Here is a 15,955-nt window from a genome sequence, read left to right on the forward strand (position 1 = left end):
TTAATGGCTGACTCGGTTTACGAATTGGTGAATGGTCTCTTGTTGTTTGCTAATCGCCGCAGAAACCACGCCTGGAAGCAGTTGATTGATGCGAGCAAACAGTTTTTCTGGCCAACCAATCCATTTCGCTGATGTCTCTTTTTCCAGCATGGAAACAACGTGTTTGGCAACGACCAGTGGTGAGTCCGTTTTGTTCCCCAACTGTCGATTCATTTCATTGACGGCATCGCTATTGAGCGAGGTTTCTGTCGCTCTTGGTGCCAAATATAAGGCACGGATCCCGGTGGCGAACAGCTCTCTATCGAGCGATTCGGTAAAACGGTGTAAGCCCGCTTTTGCCGCGCAATAGGAGGTGTAACCTGGGTAACCAATTGAGCCAAATGTCGAACCAATATTGAGTATGACTCCGGGCTGTTTTAACCAGGTCAGTGCGGATTGACACAGTAGCATGGGGGCGACGAGGTTGAGTTGGATCTCGTCTGCAATTTGTGTCGGTCTTTTATGGCTGAGCAAGGAGAAATCATTGCTGCCCGCATTATTGATTAATGCATCTATTTTTTGATGTTGGCGTGCATGACCTTTAATCTCGGTTAATCCCTCTGAGCAAGTGATATCAGCCACCACCAAGTCATGGCGTTCTGGGTTAGGCAATGCACGCTTTAGCGCTTGCAACCCCTCTTCATTGCGGCCGACCAGGATCAAGGAAGCCCCTCGCTTGGCTAACTCTTGTGCAATCGCTTGCCCAATTCCACCTGTTGCACCTGTCAAGAGCACGGTGCTGTTGTTAATGATCATGCTTCACCTCATGCCGCTTGTTGGGTTGAGAAAGTAGGTAAAGAACGCAGCATTTGTCCGTACAGGTCAAACACCATGCTTGCTGAGTCGATGATGACTTGTTGATCTTGCGCATCGGTGATTTTGTTCATCAATGACTCAAAAAACTGCAGATGGTCTTGGTCTAGGACGCTGTGTGAAACCAGGTACGTCATGGCTGACGGTGGCAATTCTAGTGTCGACTGAATCTTTTCCGCCATTTGGCCACCAATGCCTACGCTGGTGCCTTCTAGTACCCACACCATGCCGAACAGCGCCAGTGGGTTATGACGGTCAATGTTGTGGTAAAGGTATGAAACCATCAGTTCGATAGCGGCGCCCACTTGGCCCACGCCTTGATTATTTCGCACCGCTTCGGCATCGCCGCCGCAGGCTTGGATGTCATTTAAAATCCATTCTTGGTGGCCTTTTTCTTCTTCGATGTATTCGGCGATGGCATCACGTACCCATTCGTATTCGCCCGACAATCGGCCACCACACGCCATCAACAAGGGCACCGTGTGTTTAACGTGATGATAAGCTTGCGTCAAAAAGGCGATGTACATCGCTTTGGAAATCAGGCCTTGCTGGACGTCTGCAATGACTGGCGCAGTGAGCATGTCTTGTTGAGCAGCGGCGGTACTTTGTTTGAGTTGTTGAAAAAATTCAGTCATAACCTTCTCCTTAAGAAGCCGTTAAAGTTGAGGCAGTTTGAAAAGATGCTCTGTGTCGTTCACAGGGCAAATCGATGCGTTGGACGTTTTGTTTTTGCAGCATGAGATCAGGTGTATCGCTCGCAAGTAGTTGAGCCACATCACGTTCAATCTGGTTTCGCTTGAGTTTGCCGTTGTCGGTGTACCAAGCAGAGATGGCTTTGGGGTTGTCAAATAGCAGCAAGGTTCGAACTTGAGCGTAGTCCGGTAGGGTGCGATTTAGCTCGGCAACCTTAGCTTCGACGTCTTGGCTGTTGGCGACGACCGCACATAAGGTTTGTTGGTTGTCTCCCGTAATGATCATTGGCGTCATCGGTAAAAATGCCAACGCTTCTGATTCCACCCATTCCGGTGATACATTTCTACCATAGGCGGTCACAATCAGATTCTTTTTGCGTCCAGATAGGGTAATGAAACCTTGTTCATCCACTTGAGCTAAGTCGCCCGTGGCCAACCATTCTTGGGTGAAGGGTTCATTCAAATAACCAAGGGCAAGACTACCTTTAACGAGCAGTTCTCCATCTTGCGCGATGCGAACCTGAGCGTGAGGAAGCGGCATACCGCAGGTTCCTGCTTTGCATGCTGTCGGTGTGTTCAAGCAAACGACGGAGCCACATTCGGATAGGCCATATCCTTCAAAGGCCGGGATGTTTAACGCGTGAGCGGCGTTAATCAGTTGCGACGATACTCTTGCACCGCCAGCAGCGACGAATTTCAGGGAATCCACAACCGAGGGCTGCTGTTTGGCTATCTGAATAAGTGCGAGCAGCAGTGCGGGAGTGAGCACTAAGCTTTCTGGTTGGGTGGTGGCTAGTACGTGGGCAAACAAGCGCGGTTCGAACTGGCTTGAGCCGAGGAGTCCAGTTTGTTCTCCGGGGAGAATATAGGTGGTGACACCCAACATCAGAGGGACATAAATGCCAGTGATGTTTTCTAACAGAGTCGACAAGGGTAGCAGCACCAAGTGTGAGTGTGCCGTCCCGTTTACTGCGTCAGCGAGCGATTGCGCCACCAAACCCAAATGATCATAGCTCAAACACACACCTTTAGGCTGGCCAGTTGAGCCGGACGTAAAGGTGATTTTTCCTGTCTCTGGTAGGTAGGCAACCGATTTGTCTTTATCTCCAAATGAGTGGCAACGCAGCAAAGGTAAGTTTGCGATTGAAAGCGCCTGACCTTGTAGGTTCGACCTATGCTGAGGATGGGCAGCAAACCATGCTTGCCAATCTCCGACTAAAGCGTCCACTCCCGACTGCGCGAGCGTGTGCTCAACTTGAGCATCGGAGAAAAAAGTTGGAATAGGCACGACAACTATGTTGGCTGCCATGGCGGCTAAATCGATGATGGCCCAATCGACACTGTTTTCAGCACGTAATGCGAGAGCCTTAATATCCAGCGCGACCAGTTGGTCGGCAACATGCTCAATTTTGCTGACAAGTTCGGCGTAAGTGAGCGCAACCGAATGACCCGCTTCATAGCCTACAAGTGCTACATGGTCGGGGGTGGTATTTGCCCATTTGTTCATGGCTTGGAAGAGATTTTTCATACGTCATCGACACTCTATTGGTTTTACAAGGTTGCTCTGCCGGTGCTTACCCATCGAGCAATGTTTACTTTTTACCTAAGCCTGTCGGCGTTTGCGTTGTTGAAGTCGTCGCAAGCGTTCTAGTCCTTTGTGTAAATTTCCCGCTAACACGCGCGGTTGATGATCGTAGTAAGAACCCCACGTGGACTCGGCATCCGGCACTTTGTTTTGATCGGCCTGTGCGATGATGTGAGGCTCCAACCCAAGACGCGCCATCATGGCGTGAAGTGGGTCAGTAGCGGTGAAAATGCACCATTCAAAGCCGAGGCTGACCAACATTTCCGCAATGAGGTAAAAATGAAGCGACGACATGCCTTTAGCGAACGATGCTAGGTGGCCGAACTCGACCAGGCTCGAACGCTTTACGTCACAATGAAATACCTGAGATACCAGCGCTTGGGCGTCGTCATCTAGATACTGTTCAAGGAACAGGGGCTCATCTTCTGCGACGCGAAAGCCGCAAACCGAAACAATCTGACCGTCTTCGATAAGGGTCAAATACGCTGGCATAAACTGCTTGAGCTCGGCAAAGAATGCTTCTTGATAACGCTGAGAAACATGCTCGATAACTTGGCTCCAAAGCGGATGCGTTGGATAAACGATGGTTAACGTAAACCCATCTGCAGAAGTTTGTGCATGGTATTTCATGAGCGCTTCCTATGTTTGCTTGCTTATCTACACAATAAAACGCGAAACTTAAGAAACTCTTAAGGAGTAGAGTTGTGCACGGCTTTTTCTTCTCCGAAGGGCACTTCACTCTTTGAGGTAAAGGTAGGCGTGGCGTTGATGAATCCCCTTCTCGCAAAATTCGCACTTATCACGCGATTTTAGCTCTGTACTTCAGTCTGCTACACTGTGAGATTCATTCTCAACCTTGGTGTCTACGAATGAAATTTAATCTTCCTGCCCAACATAAAACCGCAAAGGGCGCAGACCGACGAGTGGGATTCGAGTTAGAGTTTACCGGGCTAACGCTTGAGGAGACCGCTAAGCAGGTGCAAGCGACGTTTGGTGGACAGCTTGAACAGAGCACCGCAGCGGAATACCGAGTTCATAGCGATGCGTTAGGAACGTTCACGATTGAACTCGATTGGGACTATCTTAAGCGCAAAGCGAGCGAAGCGAAACAGCAAGACGACGGCCATGAGTGGGTTGAACTGCTGCAGCAAGGCGCGTTAGTCATCGTTCCATTAGAAATCATCTGTCCTCCGGTATCGATAAAGCAACTCTCTCATCTTGACGAGCTGATCCCTATCTTGCGCCGGGTCGGTGCGAAAGGTACCGAGAGTTCAATGTTCGCCGCTTTTGGTGTTCATATTAACCCTGAACTGCCTAGCCTTGATGTCGCCACGATTGAACGGTACGTCAAAGCGTTTGCTTTACTGCAATGGTGGCTAGTCGAAGCGCATCAGGTCGATGTGACTCGAAAATTAAGTCCCTACGTCAATTTATACCCCGAAGCCTACGTTTACGAGCTGCTGAGCCAGTCATACTCAGATCTTGATGCGTTCACTGATCATTATCTTGAGCACAATCCGACACGAAATCGCGCGCTCGATTTACTGCCGCTGCTTACCGAAATCAACCGAGAGCGGGTGCTAAAGACAGTCGATGACCAGTTAATCAACCCTCGTCCTACTTTCCATTACCGCTTGCCAGATTGTCAGATAGAAGACGAAAACTGGAGTCTCGCCAACAGTTGGAACCTATGGTGTGTGGTTGAACGCTTAGCCAATGACAGGCCTGCAATAGAGGAGTTGTCAAACAAATTTATCGAGATGACGCGCCCTGTCATAGGAGTCAGTAGAGAAGCGTGGCAAAAGGAGGTATCACAATGGCTCGTAGACCGCGAGTGGGTGTAACGGGGAATGGAAGTCGATGGTCACCTTCATGGTGGTGCACCAAAGTGGCTTTGCTACTCGCGGGTGCTTGCCCGGTACGTTTGAGTGTTCGCCATCCGTGGTCAGGGGAGAGGTTCGATGCCCTAATCATTGGAGGCGGGGACGACATTGACCCAGAACACTACGGCGGCGATATCAATCAGAAAGTGCGACTTGACCCAGAACGCGACAAATTAGAGATCCACTGGATAGAGTGGGCTTTAGAGCAGCGCGTCCCACTACTGGGAATTTGTCGTGGTGCACAGCTGATAAACGTGGTTAAAGGAGGCACGCTATACTCTGATATTCGCCACATGCGCAAACTTACTTATAATCGACCAGGGTTATTACCGACTAAGCAAGTCAAGTTGCACGGCTCTTCCCACTTGGCGAGTCTATGTCGACAAAACCACCTGCGTGTGAATAGCCTTCACCATCAGGCCATTAAGCAGCTAGGTATTGGCCTAAAAGTGGTTGGGCATGACCTTGACCACCTAACGCAAGCCGTTGAAAGTTCTGAAGGAGAAATGATTCTTGGTGTTCAATGGCATCCTGAATACTTGTTCTATTTACCCGCACAGTTTGCGATATTTCGTTGGCTAAAACAGGCTGGTGAATGATTACAAGTTATCTACTGCTGTTCGGTTCTGCCTTTTTAGCCGCGACCCTATTACCATTTTATTCTGAAGTGCTTTTGTTCATCTTGCTTCAACAAGGCGGCGAACCATGGATATTGATCGCTATTGCCACTTTGGGGAATACATTAGGCGCAGTGGTGAATTGGTTATTAGGCCGCGGCATAATGCGCTTTAAACATAAAAGGTGGTTCTATTTTAACGACAGCCAAATCAACAAAGCGCAGCGCTGGTTTCAACGATATGGCGTTTGGAGTTTGTTACTGGCTTGGCTACCGATCGGTGGTGATGCATTAACCCTAATTGCTGGTATTTTTAAGGTGCGGCTGGTGCCATTTGTTTTGCTGGTTGGAATCGGCAAGTGTATGCGTTATATCGCCGTGGTTTACCTAGCGGGTTGGTTGACTTAGACCTCTTTTCATCAACAACGAGATATTTTCCTCTAGTGGCGATATTAGTTGACGACGAACACTCCATTACCACTAACATCCTGGCGCCAAATAGCATAAGATACACGGCCTTTATCCAGCTCCGAGCCACTGAAAGTAATGACAGATAAATCTCAGCCAGCAACATTTGCCGACCTTGGTCTTATTGCTACCTTAACCGAACGATTAGAAGCGTTAGAGTATCGCCAACCGACGCCTATTCAATCTCAAGCCATTCCTCTGTTGCTCAATGGCAAAGATATGGTGGGTGGGGCCAATACGGGCTCAGGCAAAACGGCTGCGTTTTCGCTGCCTATTCTGCAAAAGATCCTTCAGCAAGGTGAAGCCAATGATCGCCGTGGCAACTATGCCTCTCACTTAATTTTAGTGCCGACTCGCGAGCTAGCCTCTCAGGTGGCATACACGGTTAAATCTTATTCGTATCATGTTAGAGATAAGGTGAAAACAGTGGCGGTATTTGGTGGCGTATCGGCGAACCCTCAAATGCTGGCACTACGTGGTGGGTGTGACATCATTGTCGCTACTCCGGGTCGATTGCTTGATCTCGTTTCTAGTAACGCCATCAAGCTGGATCGAGTGAAAACCTTGGTTCTTGATGAAGCGGACCGTATGTTGAGCCTCGGATTTACCGACGAACTGAATAAGATTCTTGAACTACTGCCCGAGAAGAAACAGACGCTGTTATTCTCAGCGACTTTTCCTGAAAAAGTCACGACGTTAGCCCAGCACTTACTCCATGAGCCTGCAGAAATTCAACTACAGAGCGCGGAAGCAAGTACCTTGGTTCAGCGCGTGTTTAGCGTCAACAAAGGCGAAAAAACCGCGGTACTGGCGCACTTGATCAAACAGCATCAGTGGCGACAGACGCTGATTTTTGTCAATGCTAAGAATGCTTGTAATCATCTCGCACAAAAACTATCAAAACGCGGGATCACGGCAGAAGTGTTCCATGGTGATAAAGGTCAAGGCGCTCGTACTCGTGTTCTTGATGGATTTAAGTCTGGAGAGATCCAAGTGCTTATCGCGACCGATATTGCCGCCCGTGGCCTTGATATCGAGAAGCTACCAGTAGTGATTAACTTTGATTTACCACGTAGCCCGGCTGACTATATGCACCGTATTGGACGCAGTGGCCGCGCAGGAGAAGTAGGCCTCGGGTTATCGCTTATTGATTACGATGATTACCATCATTTCAAAGTGATCGAAAAGAAAAATAAGTTCCAGCTTGAACGTGAGCAAGTCGCAGGGTTTGAAGTGGAAGATGATCAAAGTGAAGCTTACTTTGCCCCTATGAAGCCGCGTGCAAAGCCTGCTGGAACAGGAAAAAAGAAGAATAAAAAGCGCAACCAATCGATGACGTAGACCGTGAATCGTTTAATTGATTGAGCTTTAAGGAAGGGAACTTGGGTTTACTGTTCGCTCTCTGAATCGCAAAAAAGAGCCTGACTTTATGCGTTAAGTCAGGCTCTTTTTAGAGAGAACTATCGACGCGGCGTACGTCCACCACGAGGTGAGCGTTTTTTAAATGCAGACGCGGCTTTAGCTTGTGATTTAAGAATAGAATCCACGGTAAGCGGCATCGGCTCTTTAGGTTCCAGACCGTGAGGAAAGGTTCGTGCTCTTGGCGGTAAGTCATACTCCTCAGCACTCGCGCGTGGCATACGCTTAAAACGATACAGGTAAAAGTTCTCTAACTTTTCTCTCGCCCATTCGGTTTTCTTTAAATACTTTACGCTACTCGCAATCGACGGTTTGGTGTGAAAACAATTAAAGCGCATCGCGGTATCGAGAATATCCCAACCATAAAAATCTACTAACTCTTGCAACATAGTTTCTAGCTTGAGCCCATGCAGAGGGTTGTTTTGTTGCAGTTCGATTCTTTCTTCGTCAGTCATCATTATCGTGGCCTCACTCGTTAATGGGCGGAGTTTAGCAGAGTATAGAGTGTAGAGATATCTATACTCATGTTATGGCAGTTGGAACCGTTTATGGATAGCACTGACTATCGCGATCCCAAGCGTGATGACAAAGCTGGCCCATATCGCTTTTGAGGGTGAGCCATCAGCAAGGTAACCGGCAAATGTGCTGCCGATGGACACCGCTGCGATTTTCAGAGCTGCGATCCACATGAAGACCTGTGAAGCACTTTCACTTGGTGCGTAGTCAACCCTTGCAGCGAGACTCGCGGCGAAGAAAAGTGCGTTGGTAACGCCACAGATGAAGAAGGCGCCAAGTCCCAACTCATAGCCGGTCGAAATCGAGACCAGTAGCAGACCACACGATACACCAATCGCAGATAAGATCATGAGCTGTTCGGGCTCTTTATGAGTAGGGAAGCGGATCAAACAAAATGCACCAACCAGATTTCCGATGCCATAAAAAGAAACCAGCGTTGCTGAGCTAGCCTGAGTTTGTCCCCATTGTTCAGCCAGAAAGATCGCACAAACTGGCAGCGCCGCTAAAGAAAATGAGGTGGCAACGGTCAGATACATGGTGCGGGTCAGTGGACCTATGCTGATAATTTGTTGTGCGACCTTGGCTATGCTCGGCACGGATGCGGACTGACTATTATGATGGCTATTCACTGGCAGCCTCATAATCAACAGGGAACTTATCAAAGGAAACAGAGCGATTGATATCAGTGCTGACTGTGTGTCACTGATGTTGATTAACCCTGCAACCACCATGGGGCCTAACGTACCGCCGACGGCATAGCTGCACACATCCCATGCGTGCGCTTTTCTTCTCATCGCATAGTTTGAACTAAATAAGCCATTCAACAATCCACTGATCCCTCCCATCAGGTAAGGGGCAGAACCACCACAAATGATCAGTAACAGCATTATCGCGGATAGAGTTAGATGCTGGAAGAAGAGGGTTGTAGCGAGCATGAACACACTATAGACACATGCCGCTGCGATGATCAGTTTTCTTGAATCGCGCGCCATATCTAACCAACGTCCCCATATAGGACCAAGTAGATGTGGGGCGCTCAGACAAGCGGCAAGCATGCCCATTTGATGACTCGGTACCCCATTCTCAGACGCTAGGAGCAACACACCGACAATGGCAGCACCTGTTGCCGTTCTGGCAAAGCAAGCCAGACTGAAGTACAGATACAACAAGGTCTTATCATTGTGAACCTTTGCTGTGGTACTACGAATATTGTCCATATGTTTCCCCTTACTGTGAGCGTTACGCGAGTTCCAGCTCTGAAATCAGTTTTTGTACAACAAGCTTGGATTTACTGTTTAGTCCGGTCAAAGGAGCGGGTAGACATGGGTATTCGGCATAGCCCAATACTTCAGCAGCACTGGCCATGACACGCATTCCGCCGAGATTATCTGAGAACAGTTGCCACAGCGGGTCATATTTTTGCGAGAGTTGTTTCGCTTGCTCAGGGTTGCAGAGCTTTGCTTGCTCAAACAGATGTTGAGCCGTTCTTGGGAACAAACCTGCCAGAACGGAATACCAAACATCACATCCGGACTGAATACCATTAGCAGCAAAGGCGTCACCACTCACGCCAATCGTGACATTGTCTGGTACTCGTTTTTTCAACTGTTGAACTCTGCGTTGGCCCTGATCTTCAAATTGCATCCCAGGGAACTTGATTGACTGCACCATTTTCAGCTTTGCGATCTCTGTATGGAGCTGGTCACTAAAGGTAAAGTGAGTGGCGGCTGGGTTGTCATAGACACAAATCGGGACCGAAACACTTTCAGATACTCGGCGATAGAGTTCGTAGACTTCTTCATCGAATAGGCGTTGATATGAAATAGGCGCGAGTAAAAGCCCTTTGGCTCCGAGCTGCTCCGCTTGTTCAGCATTCGCGAGCACATCCCTTAGTCGCAGAGACCCGATGCCGACCAGGACGGGAATATCTCCTGCCATTGCGACAGCCGTTGAGATCGCATGATGTTTTTCTTGTGCATTTAAATACGGATACAAACCTGTCGAGCCTAATGCACATATAGAGTCTACTTGTGCATCGATCAATCGACCTAGAACCTGGCTATAGGCGGTAACATCAACTCGCTCATCCGATATTGGGGTAATAGGGAAAGCACTGATTCCATTAAATATCATAGATAAATTCCTTTCATTACATGTGTTTACAGAGTGCTATGAGACAATAATGAAAAGAACACTAACAAGTGGTATCTTAGTCATAGTCATAAAACTTTATTGTCATAGTTCGATATAAACATTGTCATAGGACAAAGATGAAAGTCAAGATAAAAGGGCAAACCGGACAGGAATTATTTGAGTCTGTCCGTTGTTTAATTGCGTCTGGAGAGCTCAAAGAGGGGGACGCGCTGCCTCCTGTAAGAGAGCTCGCAACAGAAGTTGGCGTTAATAGAAATACTGTTGCAGGCGTATATCAACGCCTTGTAAAGTCAGGGCTCGCCGAGACTAAAGGCCGTTTAGGGACGCGTGTGAAATCTCGCCAGTCATCCCAACAACAAGACGGCATAACAGAAACGAAATTAATGGACCTTGCTGACGGTAATCTCCGTAAAGAGTGGTTTCCAAGCCTTGACCAATTAGCCGCACAAGCGCATTTAAAACAGTTTGTGTATGGTGAAGCGCCAATTTTGCCTGAAATTGAGCAATTTGGTCGTGAATGGTTCAAGGACATATGTCCACCCAATATGGGCCTTTCGATAACAAGTGGCGCGGTTGATTCATTGGAACGCCTGATGTCGGCCCATCTATTACCCGGTGATCAAGTTATCGTCGAAGACCCTTGTTATCTGGGGTCATCGACGGCAATCAAGTTGGCAGGTATGCATCCGGTCGGAGTTAGCATTGACTCTGATGGGATGGTCGCCGATGAACTTGAATCTAAACTCAGCAAAGGTGCTCGGGCGGTGTTGCTTACCCCAAGAGCGCACAACCCGACGGGATGTTGTTATAGCAAACAACGAGCAGAGGCGATTCGAGAAGTGCTCAGTCGTTATCCAAATGTATTGGTGTTAATCGATGATCACTACGCATTACTTGCGGAGCAACCTTACTACAATTTAATTGCCAAAAACTCATTGTATTGGGGTGTTTTTCGTTCAGTCTCAAAAGGGCTGGGACCGGATCTCAGGCTTGCTTTCGTAGCGGCGGATCCAGTGACAACTGAACGCCTTCAAAGCCGACTGACGATTGGTATGAACTGGGTGAGTCGTATCCTGCAATCTTTAGTTATTACCGCGCTGAAATCTGACAGCATCGACCAGCAGCTTCAGGTGATGAGCCAACACTGCAGACAAAGGAATCAATGGCTAATTGAAGCACTTGAAGCGAATGGGCTCTCAATTCCTGGTCCTGTTGAAGGCGTAAATTTGTGGGTTCCGGTCAATGGTGACCCTCAAGCCAGCGCATACGAACTATCAAAGCGTGGTTGGTTGGTGAGGCCCGGAAACCAGTTTGACATTGACGGAAAAGCGCTTGGGTTACGAGTGACAACAACCAAACTAAGCCAGGAGCTCGCCTTGCAGTTAGCCAAAGATATCGCGCTGGCTCAAAATTAACGTTGTGTCAGTGGATTTACACAAAATTAAGGGGCAGTTCTTTCATTTTGCGCAACAGTCGTCAAAATCGTCGGGACTATTGTCACTACGCGAACTTCGAGACCCTTTGATTCTAACTCGGTACGAGCTTTCTCAACTAGAGCTGCATTGAGTTTGCCTTCAGAAAAAGGAGATGGTTCGTGTGCGTTGATGATTAGAACGTTACTCATGATATAAACCCTTCAATATTTGGATGTATCCCGAGAGAATCATGATTTCGCTGTCTTGCGGTTTATTATGGTTACCTACGTTTCTAGGGCAATTAGTTAACTTTTAGTAATCACCATAAAGCTCGATTGAAATATGGTTAAGCATCTATTTAATAAGGTTTTATTTTTTCTCTGGAGTGGAAATATGAGTGGGTAGGTGGTTAAAGGTTACACCAACCTAGACTGAATTATTGAGTCAGTTCTCGTAGGGTGAGCTGCAAAAATTTTCGTGTCGCCTCACTTTGTGCTTTCTCTATCGCCAGTTTATAAAACGTGATGGCTTGAGAGTTCTGTCCTAATTTCGTGAGAATATGCGCTCGCGCTGCGTACCAAGGTTGATAATCTTCCAGCTCGGGCTTTAGCTCGTCTAACTTGTTGAGAGCAAGATCTGGATGACCAGCCTCTGCAACGACTACCGCCCAGTTTAAAGCGACAACGGGAGTCGGTTCGAACTGCCACAGAGATTGATAGAGCAAACACATCTGATGCCAATCCGGGCTAGGCTTTTGCATATGACAATCCGTAATTGCAGCTTTGATCTGGAATGGGCCGGGCTGTCTTTTCTCTATGGCATTGGCAAGCAAGTCGTGAGCTTCATTCATTGTGTTTTGATCCCATAGTGTCGTGTTTTGTGCTTCGATCGGCACCATAGCGCCATCGGCGCTGATGCGAGCACAGCTTCTGGCACTGGTAAGTAGCATCAAAGCCAGTGCCGCTTCGATTTCAGGATCATTAGGGCGAAGCTGATTGAGCAGTCTGGCCAAAAAGATGCCCTCTTGGCATAACGAACGTGGGCAGTCAGTTTCCATCAGGTAACCTGTGGTAAAGATCAAATAAATCGTGGTTAATACTGTGTCTAGTCTGTCATACCATCTCTCTTCATTTGGTACAGAGAAACTCACCCCTTTCGCTTTTAGCTTTACCTTGGCGCGATACAAACGTTGTCCCATTGTTTGTTCGTTATCCAAAAAGGCGGCGGCGATTTCCTTGGTGGTTAAATTGCAGACGGTACGGAGGGTCAGGGCGATACGCGACTTTTCTTCTAAGGCGGGGTGACAACAGGTGAAGATAAGGCGTAAACGTTCATCTGGAATGGTGTCGTCTGGGTGGTACGACTCATCAAAGGCAACAAGATCGACCAGTTCCTCGGCTTTACGTTGTTCTCGTTTTGCCGTGCGAAAATGGTCAATGCCCTTGTTTAAACCGACTCTCAACAGCCATGCAGTGGGATTGTGAGGTAGGCCGGAACGCGTCCAGTGCTTAAACGCTGCGATCGAGGCCTCCTGTAATGCATCCTCGGCCAATTGAAAGTCGTCAAGTCGAGAAATAAGCCCAGCCAAAAGCCGCCCTCTGTCTTTGTTTAATACATCATTAATCGCATGACTCACAGCGATGGCTTTTGAAGAGGCATTATTCATCGGTTAACCTGCTTGGTCGTAATCCAACAACGGACGAACTTCTATGGTACCAAACTTAGCCACTGGAATGATTTCTGCGCAACGCAATGCCGCATCCAAATCGGGAACATCAACGATGTAGTATCCGCCCAAGTGTTCACGAGTTTCCGCAAAGGGACCGTCCATCGTTTCCACCTTCCCAGATCTAACCCGAAGCGAAGTGGCCGTTTCAATGGTCTGCAACCCTTCACCGCCAACCAGTACGCCATCTTTTTCGAAAGTCTCTGTAGTCGCGGCAAAATCCTCCATCATCTGGTCGAATTCGGGGGTACCAAATGCTGGCTCTTGATCCGGTGCAGCGTAAAGCAAAAGCATGTATTTCATGGTCAGTTTCCTTCTGTTTTATGGTTTCATAGTCAAGGACGTTTTTGCTTCGCCATTTTCGACATCAACTAAAAAATATTTTTTCTTGCGAATCTACAATAGAACAGAGGATAAGCGCCTATCAATGATGAGATAGGGGTTAGGTGAGCTTGGTATAAACTTCGCTATGTTCAAACCAGTGCTCTTACTCGTTGTTAAATGCTAACGATAAGTCCAATGACTTGTTACTTATCATCATCTCCATACTCTACTCGAGTAACCAGTAATTGGTCCACCTTGTAGTCGTCGATGTCAACAACGTCAAATTTGTAGCCAGAGAAGGTGACCGAGTCGGTGCGACGCGGGATTTTTCCAGCATAAACATCATAAAACCGGCAATGGTTTCCGGCATCGCCATCGCAATACGTTTCGGCACTAGGTTAGCAAAACTTCGACGAAATCATTTTGTCGAGATGATAACGCCTCTAGTAGGTTGGTTACTCGGTCTTATTTTGTCTTGTTGTTAGTGACTGCAGCTCGGTTGGGCAATGGACTGCAAAATAAGGTGTGTTGCATTGTGTTTAATTTGGTTTGTGGCTTGTGTTTTCTCTGTTGCAAAGCTGTTATCGCTCGCGACTTTATGCAGCTATCTGGGTTTAACAAGCACGTAGTTTGAGTTGTCAGCTTTGCAATTGGCTCGTTACTGTGAGCGCACTATCAAATCTCGGCAAAAACACCTGGATTGACCGTTTGTTGTCGCGACATTTAATTCACTCGGCTTGGATGAATATGAGAGCAAAGGATTTTCTGTGCGACTTACTGCTTGGCTAGAGCAGATAATTAGTCGCTAACTGACTAAATATCCTCACTTTTGCCACAACTCACAAAAGAACGAATTAGAGTTCTATCACACTCGTTAGCCGCACTATCTCGTACTATCGCGCCATTCATCCAATAACCCGACAGAGACCAACTTAGCGATCAAATACGGTTGTGTCTTAATAATAAATAGAAGGATAGCTATTAAAATGAGTGGCGAAATCATCAAAGTATCAAGAAACACGGACAGTGCGCCTGTCTGCACACAATCAACGCAAACTGTCGCGTTTTCTCACTACAACAACTTTTCAGCTCAGCTGCCAATCGACCCGAAAACGGGTGAGATTGTTGTCGGAGATATCGAGGATCAAGCAAGACAATGTTTAACCAATATCAAGACCATCGTCGAAAGTATTCATCATGTGATGGACGATGTGGTTAAGGTGACGATTTTTCTCAAAAATCTTGACCATTTAGCGCGGGTTGACGAGGTATATGCCAGCTTCTTCGAGAATTTGTTGCCAACGCGCACTGTGGTTGAGGTTGCGGCGTTGCCACACGGTGATGCATTGGTACAGATGGACGCTCTGATTTCTAATGGGGAAGGCACTTACCCTCAGGCGCCATGTGATCTGGTGAAATTGTCCCGAAACACCGAGCGAGCGCCTGTCAGCAAATTTTCGACGCAAACAGTCGCTTTTTCACACTACAACAATATTGGCGCTCAGTTACCTATCAACGCTGAAACTGGCGCTATCGTGGCGGGGGGCATCAAGGCGCAAACGGCGCAGTGTCTACGCAATATCAAAAACATCATGGAAAGCATTGATGTTCCATTTGATGATATCGTTAAGGCCAATATTTATGTGACCGATTTGGCGCATATGGAGGCGGTCGATGAGGTCTACATGACTTTTTTCCCTGATTCGTCAATTGCTCGCACCGTCGGCTATATGCCAGCGCGTTCTGTCATTCAGGTGTCGCGTTTACCTTTGGATGCTCTAGTGCAAGTGGATGTCTCTATCTCCCACGGTGATGGCACGCCGCCACAAGAAGTCGAAGACCGCCATGGCATCGTGATTCGCGCCAACAACACCGATCAAGCGCCCATCTGTTTACTCTCGACCCAAACGGTGGCCTTCTCGCACTATAATCACGTTACAGCGCAGTTACCCGTGATGGCAAATAGCGACAAAGTGGTGGAGGGAGAGGCAGCGGATCAAGCGATTCAGTGTTTAACCCATATTAAAGCTATCGTTGAAAGCATCGGCCATAAGATGGATGACATTGTCAAAGTGACCATTCAGTTGACGGATATGGCGGATTTGGCGGTAGTGGAAAAGGTCTATCCCGCGTTCTTTAACCATGACTTACCAGCGCGTACTGTGATTGGTGTGAATCAGATTGCTCTTGGAGCAAGGGTACAAATCGATGCTGTGCTTTCAAACGCAGAAGGAACACCTCCGCAGCGTTAAGCAAGTATCAATGAGTATCAAAAGAGAAAAGGGAGCCCAGTTGGGCTCCCTTG

Annotated in this window: 15 protein-coding genes and 2 pseudogenes; 6 read left to right on the forward strand and 11 right to left on the reverse strand. The window is 47.8% G+C overall.

Features of this window, described 5'->3' with window-relative positions; translation table 11 throughout:
* From FCU94_RS18635 to FCU94_RS18650, 4 genes are all read right to left on the reverse strand, one after another.
* Window positions 1–795, reverse strand: coding sequence for an SDR family oxidoreductase (locus tag FCU94_RS18635; RefSeq protein WP_176289958.1), 795 nt, complete (start codon window positions 793–795; stop codon window positions 1–3).
* Between the two features lie 8 nt (window positions 796–803).
* Window positions 804–1,487 carry a TenA family transcriptional regulator gene (locus FCU94_RS18640; protein ID WP_176289959.1) on the reverse strand — a complete coding sequence of 228 codons (684 nt, stop codon included), beginning with the start codon at window positions 1,485–1,487 and terminating at the stop codon, window positions 804–806.
* A gap of 10 nt (window positions 1,488–1,497) precedes the next feature.
* On the reverse strand, window positions 1,498–3,072 hold the full coding sequence (locus FCU94_RS18645) for an AMP-binding protein (protein WP_176289960.1): 1,575 nt from the start codon (window positions 3,070–3,072) through the stop codon (window positions 1,498–1,500).
* A gap of 75 nt (window positions 3,073–3,147) precedes the next feature.
* Window positions 3,148–3,759, reverse strand: coding sequence for a thermostable hemolysin (locus FCU94_RS18650; protein WP_176289961.1), 612 nt, complete (start codon window positions 3,757–3,759; stop codon window positions 3,148–3,150).
* A 239-nt stretch (window positions 3,760–3,998) separates the two neighbouring features.
* Here FCU94_RS18650 and FCU94_RS18655 point away from each other — a divergent pair, with 239 nt between their 5' ends.
* From FCU94_RS18655 to FCU94_RS18670, 4 genes are all read left to right on the forward strand, one after another.
* A complete protein-coding gene (locus tag FCU94_RS18655; protein WP_176289962.1) occupies window positions 3,999–4,973 on the forward strand; it encodes an amidoligase family protein in 975 nt (324 codons plus the stop codon).
* On the forward strand, window positions 4,946–5,611 hold the full coding sequence (locus tag FCU94_RS18660; RefSeq protein ID WP_176289963.1) for a gamma-glutamyl-gamma-aminobutyrate hydrolase family protein: 666 nt from the start codon (window positions 4,946–4,948) through the stop codon (window positions 5,609–5,611). Before FCU94_RS18655 ends, FCU94_RS18660 begins: the two co-directional genes overlap by 28 nt.
* On the forward strand, window positions 5,608–6,036 hold the full coding sequence (locus FCU94_RS18665; RefSeq protein ID WP_217906493.1) for a YqaA family protein: 429 nt from the start codon (window positions 5,608–5,610) through the stop codon (window positions 6,034–6,036). The genes FCU94_RS18660 and FCU94_RS18665 overlap by 4 nt, the downstream gene beginning before the upstream one ends.
* Window positions 6,037–6,174: 138 nt before the next feature.
* A complete protein-coding gene (locus FCU94_RS18670; protein WP_176289964.1) occupies window positions 6,175–7,437 on the forward strand; it encodes a DEAD/DEAH box helicase in 1,263 nt (420 codons plus the stop codon).
* Between the two features lie 119 nt (window positions 7,438–7,556).
* On the opposite strand, the gene FCU94_RS18675 is transcribed toward FCU94_RS18670, so the two are convergent.
* From FCU94_RS18675 to FCU94_RS18685, 3 genes are all read right to left on the reverse strand, one after another.
* Window positions 7,557–7,973, reverse strand: a complete 417-nt coding sequence (locus FCU94_RS18675) for a VF530 family DNA-binding protein (protein ID WP_176289965.1) — start codon at window positions 7,971–7,973, stop codon at window positions 7,557–7,559.
* Window positions 7,974–8,042: 69 nt separating this feature from the next.
* Window positions 8,043–9,248 carry an MFS transporter gene (locus FCU94_RS18680; protein ID WP_176289966.1) on the reverse strand — a complete coding sequence of 402 codons (1,206 nt, stop codon included), beginning with the start codon at window positions 9,246–9,248 and terminating at the stop codon, window positions 8,043–8,045.
* Between the two features lie 22 nt (window positions 9,249–9,270).
* Window positions 9,271–10,164: a dihydrodipicolinate synthase family protein gene (locus FCU94_RS18685; protein WP_176289967.1), complete on the reverse strand. Its 894-nt coding sequence runs from the start codon at window positions 10,162–10,164 to the stop codon at window positions 9,271–9,273.
* Window positions 10,165–10,301: 137 nt separating this feature from the next.
* Here FCU94_RS18685 and FCU94_RS18690 point away from each other — a divergent pair, with 137 nt between their 5' ends.
* Window positions 10,302–11,600 carry an aminotransferase class I/II-fold pyridoxal phosphate-dependent enzyme gene (locus tag FCU94_RS18690; protein ID WP_176289968.1) on the forward strand — a complete coding sequence of 433 codons (1,299 nt, stop codon included), beginning with the start codon at window positions 10,302–10,304 and terminating at the stop codon, window positions 11,598–11,600.
* Window positions 11,601–11,677: 77 nt separating this feature from the next.
* Here FCU94_RS18690 and FCU94_RS18695 read toward each other — a convergent pair.
* The 4 genes and pseudogenes from FCU94_RS18695 to FCU94_RS18710 all read right to left on the reverse strand — a co-directional run.
* Window positions 11,678–11,809, reverse strand: a pseudogene (locus FCU94_RS18695) (NAD(P)H-dependent oxidoreductase); the annotation flags it as partial.
* A gap of 227 nt (window positions 11,810–12,036) precedes the next feature.
* Window positions 12,037–13,266 (reverse strand): RNA polymerase sigma factor, encoded by a 1,230-nt coding sequence (locus FCU94_RS18700; RefSeq protein ID WP_176289969.1) that lies wholly within the window; start codon window positions 13,264–13,266, stop codon window positions 12,037–12,039.
* Between the two features lie 3 nt (window positions 13,267–13,269).
* Window positions 13,270–13,629, reverse strand: a complete 360-nt coding sequence (locus FCU94_RS18705) for a YciI family protein (RefSeq protein ID WP_176289970.1) — start codon at window positions 13,627–13,629, stop codon at window positions 13,270–13,272.
* A 224-nt stretch (window positions 13,630–13,853) separates the two neighbouring features.
* Window positions 13,854–14,014 (reverse strand): annotated as a pseudogene (locus FCU94_RS18710) (transporter associated domain-containing protein); the annotation flags it as partial.
* Between the two features lie 622 nt (window positions 14,015–14,636).
* Between FCU94_RS18710 and FCU94_RS18715 the strand changes: the two are divergent.
* Window positions 14,637–15,902, forward strand: a complete 1,266-nt coding sequence (locus tag FCU94_RS18715; protein ID WP_176289971.1) for a RidA family protein — start codon at window positions 14,637–14,639, stop codon at window positions 15,900–15,902.
* The last annotated feature ends 53 nt before the right edge of the window (window positions 15,903–15,955 follow it).

The sequence above is a fragment of the Vibrio sp. JPW-9-11-11 genome (genome assembly GCF_013369335.1).
GTDB lineage: Bacteria > Pseudomonadota > Gammaproteobacteria > Enterobacterales > Vibrionaceae > Vibrio.